Consider the following 17065-nt stretch of genomic DNA (forward strand, 5'->3'; position numbering starts at 1 on the left):
GGAAGCCGATAGGCCGGAAAGCCTTCGCGCCCCGCCAGGCTTGGCGAAGCCGTTCATGCCCCCGGATCGGCCTTCACATCCGGTGGGGAATGCCGTTCCGGTCGAGGAAGCCGCGCATCCGGTCGTAGGAGCCGGCATAGCTCTTCGCGAGGCCGTTCAGCGCCGCCTCCTGATAGACCGCGCGCCAGCCGCCCTCGGCCAAGGCCGCCTCGGGCACGACCGGGATCTTCAGCGTCTCGGCCAGCTCCTGGCTGCGCGTGTCATAGGCGACGAGCACGCCGGGCACGCCATGCGCGACGGCCGGCAGCACGCCATGGACGCGATAGCCGACCGCAAGATCCTGCGAGCGGGCAAAGGCGTCGTAATGCTCGACATCGAAGAACGAGAACAATTGCTTCTCGTAGATCCGGCGCATCGCGGCGTCGTCCGATCCGCTCCACCAGCCGGTGCGGGTGAATTCGGCGACAGCCTTCTCCTTGGCTACGGGGTCGCGCAGGAAGAACGCCTTCTCCTCCTGCTCGCCATGCGAGGACATCACCATCTCGCTCTGGCTGTCGACCTTGAGCAGGGCAGCCTTCTGGTTGCGCAGATAGGCTTCCGGGTCGGCGGTATAGCTCTTGTCGGCCTCGCGGCGCAGGCTGAACGCGACCTTGCGGATATCGCGCTGGTCTGGGATGCGGATCTTGAGGTCGCGATTGCGGGTGCGGAAGATCGAGGGACAGCCGACCACCTCGACATTGCGGATGCCGTTCTGCCGGAGCGTCTCGGCACTGAAGGCACCGCGCACGCCGATCGCCGCCGAGCGCTCGGCCACGATCGACCAGAAGCGCTTCGAAGCCTCGGGCAGTTCGATCTTGCGGTTCTGGCTCGCCTGCGCGCCGACGCCGATGGCGTAGACCGGCAGCTTGACCTTCTCCAGCACCTCGACGGCGCGGAACCATTCCATGCTCTCATGGATGAAATTCGAGCCGCGCACGAAGACGAAATCGAACTCGCTGGCATAGCGCGCGATGTCGGCATCCGTGGGCGACATGATCTTCATCGGCTCCAGATGCGCGTAATCGAGGAGCTTCAGCGTGGAATCGTAGACGATCATGTCGCCGATGTTGAAATAGTCGCTGAGCAGCTTCTCCATCGGCGCGCGATACCAGCGCACCTTGTCATGGTCGTAGACCTCGCCCGCCGGATAGATCACCAGCGCCCGCAGGGCCTTGGTCTTCGACACCGGGCGCAGTTCCGAGCCGGGCGCCAACGCGCCGGTGCGGGCATCCGCGACCGCGATGGAGCGCAGCCGTGTCTCGGGCAGGGCCGGCAGCGGAATGGCGATCTCCGCCACCGTCGCATCGCCGGTGACGAGCGCGCCCGGATGGATCGTGGCGTATTCCTGCCCATCGAGCAGCAGGCGCAGCGGCGCCCACGCTCCGCCGGGCTCGCGCGCCACGAGGACCACGACCTCCTGCGTGGTCGCGCGCAGGATCTTCATGGGCAGCACGGCCTGGCTGGCCGGAACAGGGTGCGCGGGCGCGTTCATGAGCCCTCCTTGACGAAGCGAAGTTTCAGGCGGACCAGATCGCGGTCGGGGCCGAGCTTGCAGCCGGCGACATGCATCCTGGTCATGAACAGATAGGGCTGATCGCCCGTGGTCTCGAAGTTGCGCGAGGTCGAGGCCGGATCGGCGATGGCCCCGTAGCCATAGCGCTCACGGTCGCTGCAATCCTTGCTCCACATGGTCGGGTGCGTGACCAGCGTCTGCAGCGGCGACCAGGTCACGAGGTCCTTCGACCAGCTATAGGCGACGCGCCCGCCGACAATGCCCTGACGGGGATCGGGGCCGAGATGGAAGATCGCGAGCCATTGCCCGCTCGCCTCGTGCCGGGTGACCGAGCCGACCGTGGTCGGCAGGTGCTTCAGCGGCTGGCACGGCCGCGCCTGGCTGAGATCGTCGCGATAGGGATCGACCGCCGGAATCGTGAAATCCTGCCCGTCGAAGGCGCGCCAGGTCGTCGGATCCTTGAGGTCGGTCGACCGGAACAGGCAGACGCCGTTCTTCTGGCCCTCTCCGCCGGTCGTCGCGATCAGCGAATACCAGGCGCCGTCCTTCTGGACGATATTCGACGGGTTGAAGAAGCCGCGATGCCGGCCCTGCCCGACTTCCTGCTTGTAGGGCGGTGCCGCCACCAATGGGCGCGGCTCGTCGGTCCTGAAGCTGCGCCCGCCATCATCGGACCGGGCGGCGGTGACGACATTGTACCAGCAGCTCATCGCCTCCTTGAAGCGGCAGGCGCCGGGATGCTTGTCGGCGTGGTATTCGGCATGGATCAGCGCCTGGACATGGCGGCCATCATCGGTCCAGGTCGCGGCAATCCAGCTCTTGTCGCTGAACTGGCTCGGATCAGCGCTGTTCTTCGCCTGGAAGGAGACCGCGCAGCTCTTGCGGAGCGACGTGAGGTCACGGCCGATCAGCGGGCGACTGCGGTAATGGCTGGCGAAGGCGACGACCTCGCCCTTATCGTCGCGGAAGGCGCGCAGTGGCGCGTCCGGCAGGTCCCATTCCTCGCAGCGCTCGCGCGCCCAGGAGACCACCGTCTCCTCCTGCGCGCCGGGCGCGAGCTCGAGCCGGTAGCCCTGCGCGACCGCGGGCAGCGCCAGCAGCAGCAGGCATGCGGCCGACAGGGCCGCCTGCAGGGCGCGAGCGCCCCTCATGCCACCTTCCTTTCCGGCGCGGGCGCCTGTTGGGCAGCCGCAGCCGGCTTGACCATCTTGTGGTCGACCTTGTTCTCGCTGAGGAATGCGCTCATCGCGCGGTAGACCTGCCCATAGGCGGCGTTGAAGCGATCGAAGCGCGCCTGGTCCCAGTGTTCCTCCAGCTTGAAATCCTGGCCGGCGAAGACGTCGATGCTCGGGATCTTGAAGGTGTCCGCGAACTCGACAGTGCGGCTGTCATAGGTGAAGTAGATCGAGGGCGTGCCGTTCGCGAGCGCCATCAAGTTGCCGTGCAGACGGTAGCCGAGCACGAGGTCGAGCCCACGCACCAATCGCTCGTATTCCGCGACCACGTCGGAATAGAACATCCGGGTCTGGTAGAGACGCTCGACCTGCTCGTCGAGATACCAGCTATTGGCCCATTCATTGGCGCGCAGTGCCGTCATCGCCTGCGCCTGCTGGTCGATGGTGCCGAGCGCGAGCTTCTTCTCCTCGACCTCGCCCTGCGACATCAGCGTGACCTCGAAACGATCCGCCATCGCCTTCACCAGCGAGCGGTGGAAGGTGAGGTAGCGCTTGATATCCTGCGCGTAGGTCTTGGAGACCTCGCGCCTGAGCGTCACGCCGGCGGTCTTGACCTGCTCCAGCGGCGGCAGCCGGATGGCGAGATTGGGATCGTTGTTCCGGAACGCCGTCGGGCAGCCGATGATGCGGACATTCTTGATGCCGAGATCGTTCAGCACCTCCGCCGAATAGGTGCCGCGCACGCCGAGCGAGGCCGTCGAATCCGAAATGAGCTTGAGCACCGTTTTGGTGTCCTCGCTCAGTTGCAGCTTGCCGCTGACCGGCGCCTGCGCGCCGATGCCGAAGGCAATCACCGGGATCTTCAGCCGGCGCAGCACCTCGGGCGCCTGCGCCCAGTTCATCTGCGCATGGACATAGTTGGAGCCGCGCAGGAAGACGTAATCGTATTCGGCATTGAGCCGGTCGATCATCGCGGGATCGACGCGGTCGATCGGCAATTCGTCGAGCTTCTCGAAATTGAGCAGTTTCAGCGAGGAATCGAAGACGAAGGCGTCGCCGATATTGTGATAGTGCTCGATATGGCTCTGCAGATCGGCATGGCGATACCAGCGGACATTGTCGTGGTCATAGACCTCCCCGGAGGGGCTGATGACGAGGATGCGGGCCATGGTCGGGTCTCCCCTGTTCTTTCGTTATGGTTTCAGGCGATCATCGCGGCAGGGTCCTGCCGCACGGGCGCAGGCTTGCTGCGTTCCGCCAGCAGGCGGCGGTAGAGATCGAGATGCGTCCCGGCGCATTCGACATGACTCATCGGCTGCTTGATGCCGCCGCGCAGTCGGTCCCAGAGGCCGGGCTCGGTCAGCGCGCGCGTCATGCAATCGACGAGATCCTCCGGGCTGCCGGGCCGGAAATGCAGGCCATCGACCTCGTCGGTGATCTTCTCGGCCATGCCGCCGAGATTGCTCGCCAGGATCGGGCGGCCGTGGAAGAACGCCTCCTGGATCACGATCGGCGAGTTCTCCCACCAGACCGAGGGCATCACCATCCAGTCGACCGAACGCATCAGGTTCGGCATTTCGCGGTTCTGGAAGGCGCCGCAGAAGCGCACCCGCCGTCCGGCCGCCTCGACGAGTTTGGCGAACTTGTCCTGATAGGCCTGCGGCTGCCGTTCCAGGTTGCCGCCATAGACCAGCAGGATCGAATCCTCGCCCCAGACGTCCTCGGGAATGCGCGTCACCGCATCGATCAGCACGTCGGCGCCCTTGTAGGGCGTGAGCTGGCCGAAATAGGCGAAGCGCGAACGCCGCCCCTTGCCCTCCGGGAGTGGCCGGGGTGGCGCGGCGCCGGCGACGTCGATGCCGTTCTCGATCACCGAAAAACGATCCTCGGCGAGGCCCCAGTCGACATAGCGGTCGACGAGGAAGCGGCTCGGCGAGACGAAATGGTCGGCGAGCCCCAGCATGCCCTTGATGAAGGTCTCGCGCGCCAGGAATCGCGCCGGCGAGATGTCGGGGAAGCAGGCGTTGCAGTCGGTCGGCGACGCCTGGTAGCAGAGCTTGAAGGCCCCGGTCTTCACCATCTGGCCATGGTGGTGGCAGATCGAGAGATATTCGTGGAAGGTCACCACGATCAGCGCGTCCGGCAGCGCATCGCGCACCGCGAACAGGCATTCGAGGCCGAGCCCGATGAAATGGTGGAAATGCACCACATCCGGCTTCAGGTCGTTCAGCACGCGGACGAAATCGCGCTCGATCTCCTCGGTTGCCCGGTTCGAGATCAGGAAGTGGTCGTAATCCTCGGCGTAGTAGAGCAATTCGCCGCCGCGCTGGCGCAGGCTCATCAGCGCCGTGCCGGCATGGCGCGGCGTCGGCGCGCCGACGCGGGCGAGGAAATGGGAATCGACGCCTTCGCCGGCCTGCAACCCCTTGTGCAGGTTGTAGGAGGCCACCTCCGCGCCACCCAGGGACATCGAAGGATGGCCGTGCGATATCACGAGAACCCGCATCCTCAGCCTTTCATGTTGGAGATGGCGAGCGCCCAGCGCCGGTCGAAGCTGGTGCGGTCGGCAAGCTGCGCGAGCACACCCGCATGCGGCGCGGCGGTCTCGCCGTCATCGACCGCGTAGACCTCGACATCGGGCACCCAGAGCGAGGGCGAGCCCGCCATCCGGAGCTTGAGGCAGAGATCGAGCCCCTTCTCCGCCGTGGTGAAATAGTTGCGCGCGAAGCCGCCGACCTCGATGAAGGCGGCGCGCGACAGGACGCAGCATTCGCTGGCGCCGGCCGCGACCTCCATCGGGCCGAGATTGCCGACGGCCTCCAGCGGATAGCCGACGAAACGGTTGGCGATGCGCCGGCTCGCGCCCTCGCCTTCCAGCCAGGCGCCGGCCCAGCGGATCGAATCGTCCTCGAAGAGCAGCGTCGGGCTCGCCACGCATTGGCCGCCACGTGCCCGATAGGCCCGCTCCAGCCGGCCGAGCCAGCCGGGCATGCGGATTTGGGCGGCACCGGACAACAGAGCGACAGTGTTGAAGCGGCAGGCGCGAACGCCAGCCTCCAGCGCGTCGCAGGCATCCTCGACGCCCTCGACCGCAACGAGCCGCACCGACAATCCATAGAAGCGTGCCAGCCGGCGCGCTTCCGCTCCGACGCGGTCGAAGCTCTCCGAGGGTGCCGCGAGCACGATCGGCAAGGGCCGCGCTTCCGGGTCCATCGCGAGCAAGGCGAACAGCGCCGACAATTCGCGATGGCGATGATCGAGCCCGATGACGAGGCCAAGCGCAGCTTCCGGGTCGAAAGCACCGACATCGAGCGTCTCAGCAGCGCGCGGCGGCGCGATCTCGGCCGCCTGCAGCGCCGGCGCGATCTGCCGTTCGACCACGGCATTGGCCGTCGAGGAACGGGCATCGAGCAGGCCGAGCACACGCTCGAGCGCCCGCCGCGCGGGGGCGCGATTGGGTTCGAGCGGCAGGAAGGCGGGACCGGTTCCCTGCACCTCGAAGGCGAGATGCAACGGCTGGCCGACCTCCGGCAGGAGTTTGGGCGCAAAGACGATGAAGCCGTGATTGTTGCGCCGGGATGCCAGCGCCGGGCCGAAGCGCGGGTCTTCCATGAAGGCTGCCGTCACGTCGGCGCGCTGCACGCGGGTCCACAAGCGGTCGACGGCGCAGGACTGGTTGCCGCTGCGCAGCGTGACGCCGCCGACCCGGCGCTCGGGATCGAACAGCCAGCCGATGATGAGCACGCCAGTACCCTCGACCACGGTCACCGAGTCGATGCCGGCCCGCACCGGCTCCTCCAGCAGGCAGACCGTGTCGCGGCCGTCGAAGCGCTGCGAGGCGCGCTTGAGCTTGTCGGCGGTCGCCTGGGGCGCGGTGCCGCGCTGCAGGCCGTCGCGCAGATGGCCGGGCACGGTGATCGGTTCGAGCAGGACGTAACGCTCATAGACCTCGAGCGCACGCCAGCCGTCATTGCCGCGGAAATAGAGCCGTTCGATCTCACCGGGATGCTGGACGTGACAATCCTCCAGCAGGCCGAAGAAGCCGCGCGCGCCCTCGCCGAGATCGTCGCGCTCGAAGGTCCCGGTTTCGAGATGGGCCGGCGACAGGCCTCCATGCGAGATCAGCAGCTTCACCCGCCCGGCGGCGAAATGAGAGGTCCAGCCCTGCAGGAAGATACTGCGTTCCGCCCCCGCGATATCGTCGAGCCTGCCCATCACCTCGACGAAGCCGCCCGGCCGCGCGACCGTCTGCAGCAGCATCGCCACGGCCCTGAGACGCCGCGGATTGGGCGCGCCGGTCAGCAGCACTTCGAGCAATCCGTCGACCACGCTCGGGAAAGCCTGCCCGGCATCATCCGCGAGTTCGGAGAGGAAAGCCTGCAGGGGCTGCGGCTTCGGCGCCAGGATCAGGCGCAGCGGCCGGCCGGGCCTGCCGATCAGCAGCGCGCCGGTGCCGCTGCCGTCGACGCTGGGCGCCGGCGCGAGACACAGGAAACCGGTGGCCGCCGAAGGTTCGGCGCCGGGCCGGCGCCAGCTCAGCACCATGGTCTGCGCGCGGTTGCGCGGATTGCCGTCGACCGCGACCGGCACCTTGGCCGGAATGGCGTCGCAGATGCTGCGGACGAGGATCGCGTTCTCGCCGAGCGGCGTCCAGGCCACGGTCGGTGCCTGCGCGACCGCCATCCTGTCGGGAACGATGACCTCGCTCATCGCCTCAGCCTCCCCACAAGGTGACGGCGAGCGTGACGAAGGACATCACCGCCGCGAGTGTTGACAGGAAGCCGAGGATGACGGTGACCTGCCTGAGCGGCGCCCGCGCCTCCTTGCGGATCGCATCGAGCCGCTCGTCGAAGCCGCGCAGCGTGCCGTCGAAACGCAACTGGAAGACGTCGAGCTCGCCGAGTCTCCGCACGATCTCGGTCTGGCTCTCGGTCTCGGCCTTGGTCGCCTCGGCCAGCGCATGGTTTTCTTCGAGCCGCGCCGCGATGCGGTCGAGCTTCTCGTTGAGCTCCTTCTGCGCGAGCTGGGCACGCCGGTTGAGCACGATCAGCATTTCGACCTTGTCGAAGAAGCGTGCCAGCGGCACGGCGATCGCCGCTTCCGCCGCGAGCTCGTCCGCCGCCGGCAGGCGCAGTTCCAGCTCCACGCCCGTCGCCGCGGAGACGCCGACGACCGTCAGGCGCGCACGCGCTGCAACCAGCGTCTCGTCGAGATCGATCGAGAAGGCGTGCTTGCCGTCGCCGATGCCGTTGCGGCGCAGGTCGATGCGGCTCTGGTCGGCCTTTGCTTCCGCGACGACCTTGCCGTCCAGGGAAACCCTGACCGTGATCGCCTCGTCGGGGCGGGCCTCGTCCCAGATCCAGCCATGCAGGCGGCTGCCGTCGAGGGCATCGACCCGTCCGTTCAGGCGCGAGGGGTTGATATTGGGAAGGCGGACCTCCTGGTCCTGTTCGGGAAGGCGGACTTCGTTGTCCTGGTACTGAGCCGTTGTCATGCGGCCTCCGCGAGCTTGAGGTCATCGAAGAGGGCGAGGTAGCGGCCGGCGCAGCCGGCTAGCGTTGGCTGCTCGGCGATGCCGTGGACGAGGCGCTGCCAGAGGCCAGCCTCATCCATCGCCCGGCGAAGGGTGCGAGCCAGTGCGGCCGGATCGCCCGGCCGGACATGCAGCCCGTCGATCTCGTCACGCACCATCTCGGCCATGCCGCCGATGGCGCTGACGATCGGCGGCCGGCGGTGCTGGAACGCTTCCTGGATGACGAGCGGCGCGTTCTCCCACCAGATCGAGGGCATCACCACCCAGTCGACCTCGGCCATCAGGCCCGGCACTTCGTCACGGGAATAGGCCCCGCAATGCGTGACGACACCCTCCGCGCCAGCGAGCGCGGTATCGAGCGCGGTCGTGAAGGCCTCGCTCTGGAACGGCGCGCCGCCATGGATGCGCAGCGAGAACTCGGTAGCGCCGGAAGCGTGCAGCAATTGCGCCGCCTGCAGCAGCGGCAGCACGCCCTTCCAGGGGTTGAGGTTGCCGAAATAGCCGAAGCTGGTGCGCCGACCTTTCGCCTGCCGATGCGGCGCGGCCTCCTGCGCCGGGCGGGCATTGGCGATCACCTCGATCCGCTCGCCGGGCAGGCCCCAGTCGACATAGCGCTGGCGCAGGAAGCGGCTGGGCGCGACGAAACGGTCGACCGCCGCCAGATGCGTCTTGATGAAGCGCTCGCGCAGCAGGAAGCGATCGGAGCCGATCTCGGGGAAGCAGCCATGGCAGGCCGAGGGCGAGGAGCCGTTGCAGCGCTGGCGGTCGCCCGGCCGGACCATCAGACCGTCATGGTGGCAGATCGGATAGTAGTCGTGCAGCGTCATCACGATCGACGCCTGCGGCAGCAGCCGGCGGGCCAGCGTCAGGAACTCCGCGCCGATCAGCACGAGATGATGGACGTGGATCACGTCCGGCCGGAACTCCTCCAGCAGCGTGGCAAGGTCCTGCAACGTGCCGTAATGGTCGATCTGGCTCATGTGGAAGCGATCGTAATGCGCACTCCACAGCACCACATCCTCGCCGATCGCCTGCAGCGCCGTGCCGGGGTGAGGCTCGCGATGCATCGCATTGGTCGCTCCGAGGAACAGCACCTCGCAGCCCTGCTCGCGATAGGCCTGCGTCAGGTCATGCGCGAAGATCTCGGTGCCGCCCGGATGCAGCGAGGGGTGGTTATGCGCGACGACGAGGATGCGCCGGCTCATACCGTGCCTCCCGGTGCCTTGCCCCCCGGTTTCGTCGCGATCAGCAGGTCCTGGTAATGCGCCGCGCTGATGCCGCGCCAATGCCCGGGCCGCAGCGCCTCCACAGTGAGCCCGGCCTGCGTCACCTGCTCCAGCAGGAAACGGCTATCGATGCCGGCAGCGGCAAGCGGCGCCTCGTCGATGGCGTACCAGCCTGGCCCGTCCTGCCAGCGTTTGAACGAGAGGCGCTCCTGCCCCGTCGAGGTGCCGTCGATCGCGAAGGCAGTCAGGAAGAGGCGCCCGCCCGGAGCCAGCAGGCGCGCCGCCTCCTGCAGGTAGACCACCAGTTCCTCCGGCGGCAGATGCGTCGCGACGGAGGTCATCGTCACGAAATCGAAGCTGCCATTGGCAAAGCCGAAGCGGACCTCCAGGCCCGGCAGAGACCCTTGCGGATTGTAGAGCGGATGGGCGATGTCGAGCCGCTGGAAGCGGAAGCGCGGATAGGCCGGCGTGATCGTCTGGGCGCACCAGAGGATGCCCTCCATCACCGGATCGACGCCGTCATAGCTGCCGCGCTCAAGATCGAGATACTGCGTCAATGGCACCGCCATGCGGCCGATGCCGCAGCCGATATCGAAGACGCGCTCATGCGGTTTCAGCCGGCCGATCCGGATGAAATGGCCGAGGAATTCCGCGCCGATCGCGCGATAGTCGCCGTCGCCGACGAAGATCGAGTCCGGGGGCGGATGCGGCATGAAGCGGTTGCTCTGCAGCGACGCCATCAGCCAGTCGAGCTCCGGCCCGGCGGAAACCTCCGCGGGAACGGGCTCTGGTGCGATCTGTCTCAGGGCGGTCATGCTGCGGTCGCTCTCCTGAAGCCGAAGCGGGGAACAAGGTCGGGTTCGCTGGGAGCGACGGGCGCCGGCAAGGCGAGCTCCGGCGCGGATGTCTCGAAGGCCTGCATCAGCGCATCGATCTGCGCGCCCCAGCGCTGGCTTTGCAGCCAGGCATTGTGCTGGGAGGCGGCGCCGCGCGTATAATCGACGCTGCGCGCGATCGACTGCCGTTCGAGATGGTAGAGCGCGACATCCGGCACGTAGAGGATGCCGAAGCCGGCGCGGCGGATCTTGAGGCAGAGGTCGCTGTCCTCGTAATCGCCGATCACATAGCTCTCGTCGAAGCCGCCGAGCTCCTCGTAGAGATCGCGCGCCATGACGATGCAGGCCCCGGTGACGCCGGGCACCGGCCGCTCGACATTGGCCGGCGCATAGCTTCCGGGCATGCCCTTGAAGTAATGATGGTTGAGCCAGGTGCCTTTGCTGTCGCGCTTGAAGAACAGCCCCGCATGTTGCAGCGAGCCGTCATCGTAGAGCAGCTTCGGGCCGACGGCGCCGACCCGTGCTCCACGGTCGAGCCTGGCGATCAATGCCGGCAGCCAGTCATTGGCGGTGGGGATCACGTCGGAGTTGACGAGAGCGAGAACCTCGCCGCGTGCCTGGTTCGCGCCCGCATTGCAGGCGGCCGAGAACCCGCCATTGCGCCGCATCGCCACGAGCTGCATCGGCAGGCCGTAGGCAAGATGCAATCCGCCGAGGAGGTGAGCGACCTCCGCCTCGTGCTCGGGTGAATCGAGCACATAGATCAGTTCGGCATTCTCGGCGAACCAGCGGTCGCCGGCGAAAGCCGCGACCTGCACGCGCAGGAAATCATAGACACGGTAGAGCGGAATCACGACCGAGGCCTTCGGCCGCGCCAGCGGCTGGCCGAACGTCCTGACAGTCGGTTCGGGCCGGCTGTCGCGCAAGTCCTCCTGGCAGGCGGCGAGCACCGGCGCGAGCGTCGTCTCCAGCATATCGGCAGTCAGATATTGCGGCGGGATCGCCGCGAGCGCCCTCGCCCGGATCGTCACGGCATCGGCCGGCTGCACCGGTGGTCGCAGCGTCAGCGTCGTGCCGGATTTCAGCTTGATCTCGCAGCGCGGCTGCAGCACCGGCGCCCCGGTGGCATAATCCGAGGCGAAACCGGCAAAGCCCGTGGCGGCGCGCGTCTCGCCATCCGCTCCGGCCGGCAGGCGGACGGGGAAGCGTTGCAAATGCGCGAGCATCGCGATCGGCTCGCCATTGCCGCGATGCAGCAGCACCTCCTCCAGGAGATCGTCGGGATCGCGCAGCCAGCCGCCGATCAGGAGCCCCGCCCGGTTGCAGACAGCGAGATCGAGCTCGGCAGCGGGCAGATCGTCGCTGCGGCGAACATGCTGGACGGCGAGCGGCACGCGCCGCTGCATCTCGATGGCGAGCAGGCGGCCCTGCTCGGACAACCCCGCAAGCTGCTCGACGACCCAGTTGCGCAATCCGTCCCGGCTGGCGGCCTTGCCCGCCCACCAGCGGCCGAGCGAAGCCGCCGCCTGCCGGCCGGGCAAGGCGCGCAGCACGAGCGAGCGCTCGCCCTGCAGAATGAGGAGCCCGCCGCCACGGCTGGGCGGCGCGTCCAGCACGAGATGAAGTTCGCGCTTGCCGCTGCGATCGGTGGCACCCAGCCGAGCCTTGAGATCGAGGCGCGAAAGCCCGGCGCCATCAAGGCGCGCGACGCCCTGCAAGGCACCGAAATCGGCCGGCACGGCCGTCTCGAACAGCCACTGGCCTTCGACCAGGGCCGCGGTCGGCTGCATTGCCGCCGGCTTGGGAAACAGGGTCAGCAGAAGCTGACGCAGAAAGGACAGGTAGTTCGGGATCGCAGCGAGACCGAACAGCGGCGGCCAGGACCGGACCAGCGCATTGGCGAGCGTCAGGCGCGCCTGCGGGGCAAGCTCCTTCAGAAGCTCGGCCGGGTCGGCGAGGCCATGAACCAGCGTCGGGTCGAAACCGGCCGTCACATCGCCCTGCGGCCCGTGATCGGTGAGGGTCGCGACGACATTGTCATGGCCCGACGAGCGGAAGGCGACGACGAGCCGCTCGCGTCCATCGCGCAGGCCGAGCGAAATCGAGGCCGCAGGCAGGCGCCGGCCACCGCCCGTGAGCGCGATCGCGGGCTTGCCGAACGGCGAGGCCTCGAGCGTCCAGCAGAGCAGGAAGACCGAACCGCCGAGGCGGTGGAGTTCGAGCTGGGCCGGCGGTGTCGTCGCCATCGCGACGGGCGCAAGTGAAAGCATTGGGGCGTTCCTGCGGCACGGAGAATCCCGGAGCGCTTGCGGAAAGCGGGGGGACACTTTCCGGGGGCATGCGCGCTCCGGGGCAGCAAACCCTTGCCCAGCCATCGGCCGGGCAAGGGGTCGCATCAGGGTCAGGCGACCGTGAAGTAGGAGTTCGGATCGGCCTGGACGTCGTCGGCGGAGACACCGACCAGGGTCAGGCTGTCGCCATTGCCAAGATCGATGATGGTATTGCCGCCGACGGTCGTGGCACGCGCAGCCACGTCTTCCGCGGAGTGGACACCCGTGCCGTTGATGTCGGACGCGATCTGCAGCATGTCCGTGCCGGCATGGAAGTCGAGGACGACGTCGTTCCCGCCGCCGCCGGCGAACACGAAGGTGTCGCTGCCGCCGCCGCCATGCAGGATATCGTTGCCGGCACCGCCGAACAGCATGTCGTCGCCCGCGCCGCCCTGCAGGATGTCGTCGCCGGCGCCGCCATTGAGGATATCGGCTCCCGCGCCACCCTGGAGGATGTCGTTGCCGGCGCCACCTTGGAGGATGTCGTTGCCCGGGCCGCCTTGCAGGACGTCATTGCCCTCGCCGCCGATCAGGACATCGTCGCCGGCATTGCCGCGCATGATGTCGTCACCGGCGCCTCCGATGAGCGTATCGTCGCCCTCGCCGCCGAACAGGGCGTCATTGCCCTCGTCGCCGGACAGGACATCGTCGCCGAGTCCGCCGAAGAGGGTGTCATTGCCCTCGCCGCCGAACAGGGCATCGTTGCCACCGTCGCCGAACAGCGTGTCATCACCCTCTTCGCCGAACAGGGAATCGACCTGATCCCCACCCTTGACGATGTCATCGCCGGCGCCGGCGAGGATCACGTCGCTGAAACGACTTCCAATCAAAAAGTCGTCGAATGCACTTCCTTCGATCGTTGCCATACGGCACCTCCTCAGCGATCTGATGAACCTGGAACGTTCGACGGCCGCACCGCGGAACGAAAAGACCAGGAATGGGTACGACAGCCTTCCGATAGATCAGGCCATCATTCGACCGGGGGAAGATTGCTCAATAGCTGCGACGCAGCAAGAGTTTTATTATGATCATTTTGCGACGCAACATAATTTGGTCTTTATTTTACAACAGATATTCTATCGATATTCCAAGAGATATACTTTCAAAATCGAAATATAGGAGAAACCGGCAGAAGCCGCCGGCCACCACGTCGATGGCGCCCCTCAATCCTCCCGGAAGGCCCGGTTGAAGCTGTCGGTGACCGGCGAGAGCAGATAGTCGATCGCCCGGCGGGCACCGTTGACGATCATCACCTCCGCGGTCATGCCGGCATGCAGCGCGATCTTGTGGTCCCGCAGGCTCTCGGGATCGATCTCCGCCCTGACGACGAAATAGGGAATGCCCGTCTTCTCGTCGACGAGCTGGTCGGGCGCGACATAGCTGACCTTGGCCTCCAATGGCGGCAGCAGGCGCGAGTTGAAGGCGGTCAGGCGCACGCGGGTGCTGGACCCGATGCGCACCGAATCGATATCGCGCGGATCGACCTTCGCCTCGACGATCAGCGGTTCGTTCTCCGGCACGATGTCGAGGATCGCCTCGCCTGCCGCGATCGCGCTGCCGGCGGTCCGCATCCGGATATTGGCGACGATGCCCTCCTGTGGCGAGGTCACCACCAGCCGGCGCAGCACGTCCTCGGCCTGGATGATGCGCTCGGTCACCTCGGAGAGCATCAGCTGGGATTCCTGGATCTCGCCGCCGATATCGTTCTGCTGTTCGAGGCTGATCGAAAGGATTTCGAGATTGGCGCCGGCGACCGCCTGCTCGGCCTTGGCCTTGCGGGCGGCATATTCGCCGGCCTTGCCGGACAATTCGCTCTGCTTGGTCTGCAATTCGACGAGCTGGCTGCGCTTGGCGTAACGCTTCTCGTAGAGCTCGGCCATGATCCTGACCTCCTCGTCGATCAGCGAGCGTTGCTGCGTGGTGGCGTCGATCTGGGCCTTCAGCGCATCGGCCTCGGCCTGATGCTGCTCGATGACGCGCTGCTGGATATGGATCTTGCCGCCCTGGACCTGGGCGCGGGATTTGAACAAGCCCTGCTCGGCCCGCAGAACCTCGCGCGCGATCGGCGAATCCATCTGCGTGAGATCCTCGGGAAAGGCGATGGCCGCCGCGCCGGTCTGCTCGGCCCGCAAGCGCGCGAGCTTGGCCTCCAGCCCGATGCGCTTGGCCTGCAATTGCTGCAACTCGGCGCGCTGGCGCGCGTCCTCCAGCCGCAGCAACGGCTCGCCCCGCGTGACGCGCTCGCCCTCCGCCTTGAGCAAGGTCTTGAGGATGCCGCCTTCGAGATGGCTGACGGTCTTGCGCTTGCTGTCGACCGCGACGATGCCGGTGGCGACGGCGGCATTGTCGAGCCGCGCCGTCACCGCCCAGGCGCCGAAACCGCCGAAGCCGACGCCGATCGCGGCGACGCCGGCCAGCACGAGATTGCGCAGGCTCGGCGTGCGCTCCTCATGGACCTCCGCCTCGATCTGGAGGGTGAGCGAATGCTCGGGGCGCTTGATCAGGGACCGTCCGGTCATGCCTTCACCTCGCGAACCTGTGGGGGAGCAGCCGGAGCCTTGACGGCAGGATCGACCTCGACCCGGCCGCCGGGCGTGATCATGCCGGCAATCTCGCCACGCGGACCGAATTGCTGGACGCGGCCCTCGCGCAGGACGAGCAGCTTGTCGACGACCTGCATCACCGAGGGGCGGTGCGCGATCAGCACGACGATGGCGCCGCTCTCGCGGGCCGCCGCGATGGCACGGATCAGGCTCTGCTCGCCTTCCGCGTCGAGATTGGCGTTGGGCTCGTCGAGCACGATCAGGCGCGGCGAACCGTAGAGCGCCCGGGCCAGGCCGATGCGCTGGCGCTGGCCGCCGGAGAGATTGAAGTCGCTGTCAGCGACATTGGTGTCGTAGCCGAGCGGCAGGCGGCCGATGAGCTCGTGCACGCCGGCGACGCGCGCCGCCTCCAGGATCGCATGCGGATCGGGATCGCGCATGCGGGCGATGTTCTCGGCGATCGTGCCGTTCAGGAGCGAGACCGATTGCGGGAGATAACCGACCATCGCGCCGAAGGAGCCGCGCTCCCACAGATAGGTGCTGTGCCCGTCGAGATAGACGCCGCCGACATTGGGCCGGAGCACGCCGACGAGCAGCCGCGCCAGCGTCGACTTGCCGGCGCCGGAAGGGCCGACCACGCCGAGAACCTCGCCCGGCTCCAGGGTGAAGGAGACGCTCTTGATCACCGTCTGCTCCTGGCCGGGGGGCGCGTAGATGACCCGGTCGATCACGAGATCGCCCTGGCAGGGCGGCGTCGGCACGGTCTGGCGCTGCGAGCTGCGACTCAGCACGAGCTCGCGCACGCGCTTCCAGGCCGCGGCAGCGAGAACCCATTGCCGCCAGTCGGTGATCATCGAATCGAACGGCGCCAGCAAGCGGCCGAGCAGGATGCTGGCGGCCATCAGCGTGCCCGCCGTGACCTCGTTGCGGATGATCAGGATGGCGCCGGTCGCATAGACCGCGAGCTGCATCGTCATCCGGCTGGAGCGCGTCACGGCCGCGATGAACTTGCCGCGCCTTGTGCCCATGTCGAGCTGCTCGATCATCGCGAGCTGCTGACCGCGCCAGCGCCGGGCCAGCGCCGGCAGCATGCCCATCGCCTCGATCGTCTCGGCATGGCGCAGGCTGGCCCCGACCTCGTTGATGCTGGCGACGCCGGCCTCGTTCGCCTCCTTGAGGATGCGGCGGGTCAGCATGTCCGAGAGCACGCCGAGCAATAGCAGGATGATCAGCGACGCCAGGCCGACGAGCCCGTAGACCGGATGCAGCGCGAAGAGCACGGCGAGGAAGATCGGCGACCAGATGGCCTCCAGAGGCGTGGCGATCGCCGAGCTCGCGATGAAGAAGCGGATGTCGTTGAGATCGCGAATCGCCTGCGTCGCCTGCCCCGAGCCCTGTTCGAGCGAGGAACTCACAGCAGCCTGCAGGGCCGGCAGATTGAGTTTGCGCGCGAAGATGCTCGCCATCGCCTGGAAGGTCAGCGAGCGGATGAACTCGATCGTGCCGTAGAGCGCCAGCGCCCCGACCGCGATGACGAGGAGCATGGTCAGCGTGTCGTAGCTACGGCTGACGGTCACCCGGTCCTGGACCTGCATCATGAACAGCGGGACGGTCAGCAGCAGCAGATTCACGCAGAGGCTGAGGAAAGCCGCGTAGCTCAGGCCACCGACGAACGAGCGCTGGAGATTCCGGATCAGTGCGTCCGGCGCAGGCTTCATCGCCTTCATGCATGGCTCCGAGAGTGAGGGTGTGTGGATCCGAGAAAGCTGCGGGAAAAACCCGTCATCGGTCCGAGCAACGAGACATGGAGGGAGTGTCAAGATTATGACAGATTAGAAGCGTAGCTCACCGACTCAGAGCGAAGCAAATA

Annotated in this window: 12 protein-coding genes; all 12 read right to left on the bottom strand. The window is 67.1% G+C overall.

Annotation, left to right across the window (positions count from 1 at the left end; translation table 11 throughout):
- Nucleotides 1-73: 73 nt before the first annotated feature.
- Complete coding sequence (locus FHT98_RS10070) at nt 74-1531, bottom strand: polysaccharide pyruvyl transferase family protein (RefSeq protein WP_091860579.1); 1458 nt, start codon at nt 1529-1531, stop codon at nt 74-76.
- Nucleotides 1528-2703: a glycoside hydrolase family 32 protein gene (locus FHT98_RS10075; protein WP_142113932.1), complete on the bottom strand. Its 1176-nt coding sequence runs from the start codon at nt 2701-2703 to the stop codon at nt 1528-1530. The genes FHT98_RS10070 and FHT98_RS10075 overlap by 4 nt, the downstream gene beginning before the upstream one ends.
- Nucleotides 2700-3896, bottom strand: a complete 1197-nt coding sequence (locus tag FHT98_RS10080) for a polysaccharide pyruvyl transferase family protein (RefSeq protein WP_142113933.1) — start codon at nt 3894-3896, stop codon at nt 2700-2702. The genes FHT98_RS10075 and FHT98_RS10080 overlap by 4 nt, the downstream gene beginning before the upstream one ends.
- A gap of 32 nt (nt 3897-3928) precedes the next feature.
- Nucleotides 3929-5197, bottom strand: coding sequence for a glycosyltransferase family 4 protein (locus FHT98_RS10085; RefSeq protein WP_320409856.1), 1269 nt, complete (start codon nt 5195-5197; stop codon nt 3929-3931).
- Between the two features lie 38 nt (nt 5198-5235).
- The gene (locus FHT98_RS10090; protein ID WP_142113934.1) at nt 5236-7437 is read right to left on the bottom strand and encodes a glycosyltransferase family 2 protein; all 2202 of its coding nucleotides are present in this window, start codon (nt 7435-7437) and stop codon (nt 5236-5238) included.
- A gap of 4 nt (nt 7438-7441) precedes the next feature.
- Nucleotides 7442-8221, bottom strand: coding sequence for a hypothetical protein (locus FHT98_RS10095; RefSeq protein WP_091860589.1), 780 nt, complete (start codon nt 8219-8221; stop codon nt 7442-7444).
- On the bottom strand, nt 8218-9465 hold the full coding sequence (locus FHT98_RS10100; protein ID WP_142113935.1) for a glycosyltransferase family 4 protein: 1248 nt from the start codon (nt 9463-9465) through the stop codon (nt 8218-8220). The genes FHT98_RS10095 and FHT98_RS10100 overlap by 4 nt, the downstream gene beginning before the upstream one ends.
- Entirely contained in the window at nt 9462-10301 is an 840-nt protein-coding gene (locus FHT98_RS10105; RefSeq protein ID WP_142113936.1) for a class I SAM-dependent methyltransferase, read from the bottom strand. Before FHT98_RS10105 ends, FHT98_RS10100 begins: the two co-directional genes overlap by 4 nt.
- Nucleotides 10298-12592 (bottom strand): glycosyltransferase, encoded by a 2295-nt coding sequence (locus FHT98_RS10110; RefSeq protein WP_185745123.1) that lies wholly within the window; start codon nt 12590-12592, stop codon nt 10298-10300. The genes FHT98_RS10105 and FHT98_RS10110 overlap by 4 nt, the downstream gene beginning before the upstream one ends.
- A gap of 131 nt (nt 12593-12723) precedes the next feature.
- Nucleotides 12724-13518: a calcium-binding protein gene (locus FHT98_RS10115; protein WP_142113938.1), complete on the bottom strand. Its 795-nt coding sequence runs from the start codon at nt 13516-13518 to the stop codon at nt 12724-12726.
- A gap of 297 nt (nt 13519-13815) precedes the next feature.
- Nucleotides 13816-15171, bottom strand: a complete 1356-nt coding sequence (locus FHT98_RS10120) for an HlyD family type I secretion periplasmic adaptor subunit (RefSeq protein WP_113584399.1) — start codon at nt 15169-15171, stop codon at nt 13816-13818.
- Entirely contained in the window at nt 15168-16922 is a 1755-nt protein-coding gene (locus FHT98_RS10125; RefSeq protein ID WP_082617276.1) for a type I secretion system permease/ATPase, read from the bottom strand. The genes FHT98_RS10120 and FHT98_RS10125 overlap by 4 nt, the downstream gene beginning before the upstream one ends.
- Nucleotides 16923-17065 lie beyond the last annotated feature (143 nt).

It is taken from the genome of Allobosea sp. AK1, from assembly GCF_006714945.1.
GTDB lineage: Bacteria > Pseudomonadota > Alphaproteobacteria > Rhizobiales > Beijerinckiaceae > Allobosea > Allobosea robiniae.

What these genes read in the sequence shown, in the direction of transcription:
- FHT98_RS10070 (WP_091860579.1), bottom strand. Translation starts at nt 1,531, where the DNA reads ATGAACGCGCCCGCGCACCCTGTTCCGGCCAGCCAGGCCGTGCTGCCC.
- FHT98_RS10095 (WP_091860589.1), bottom strand. Translation starts at nt 8,221, where the DNA reads ATGACAACGGCTCAGTACCAGGACAACGAAGTCCGCCTTCCCGAACAG.
- FHT98_RS10115 (WP_142113938.1), bottom strand. Translation starts at nt 13,518, where the DNA reads ATGGCAACGATCGAAGGAAGTGCATTCGACGACTTTTTGATTGGAAGT.
- FHT98_RS10125 (WP_082617276.1), bottom strand. Translation starts at nt 16,922, where the DNA reads ATGAAGGCGATGAAGCCTGCGCCGGACGCACTGATCCGGAATCTCCAG.
- FHT98_RS10090 (WP_142113934.1), bottom strand. Translation starts at nt 7,437, where the DNA reads ATGAGCGAGGTCATCGTTCCCGACAGGATGGCGGTCGCGCAGGCACCG.
- FHT98_RS10075 (WP_142113932.1), bottom strand. Translation starts at nt 2,703, where the DNA reads ATGAGGGGCGCTCGCGCCCTGCAGGCGGCCCTGTCGGCCGCATGCCTG.
- FHT98_RS10120 (WP_113584399.1), bottom strand. Translation starts at nt 15,171, where the DNA reads ATGACCGGACGGTCCCTGATCAAGCGCCCCGAGCATTCGCTCACCCTC.
- FHT98_RS10085 (WP_320409856.1), bottom strand. Translation starts at nt 5,197, where the DNA reads ATGTCCCTGGGTGGCGCGGAGGTGGCCTCCTACAACCTGCACAAGGGG.
- FHT98_RS10105 (WP_142113936.1), bottom strand. Translation starts at nt 10,301, where the DNA reads ATGACCGCCCTGAGACAGATCGCACCAGAGCCCGTTCCCGCGGAGGTT.
- FHT98_RS10110 (WP_185745123.1), bottom strand. Translation starts at nt 12,592, where the DNA reads ATGCTTTCACTTGCGCCCGTCGCGATGGCGACGACACCGCCGGCCCAG.
- FHT98_RS10100 (WP_142113935.1), bottom strand. Translation starts at nt 9,465, where the DNA reads ATGAGCCGGCGCATCCTCGTCGTCGCGCATAACCACCCCTCGCTGCAT.
- FHT98_RS10080 (WP_142113933.1), bottom strand. Translation starts at nt 3,896, where the DNA reads ATGGCCCGCATCCTCGTCATCAGCCCCTCCGGGGAGGTCTATGACCAC.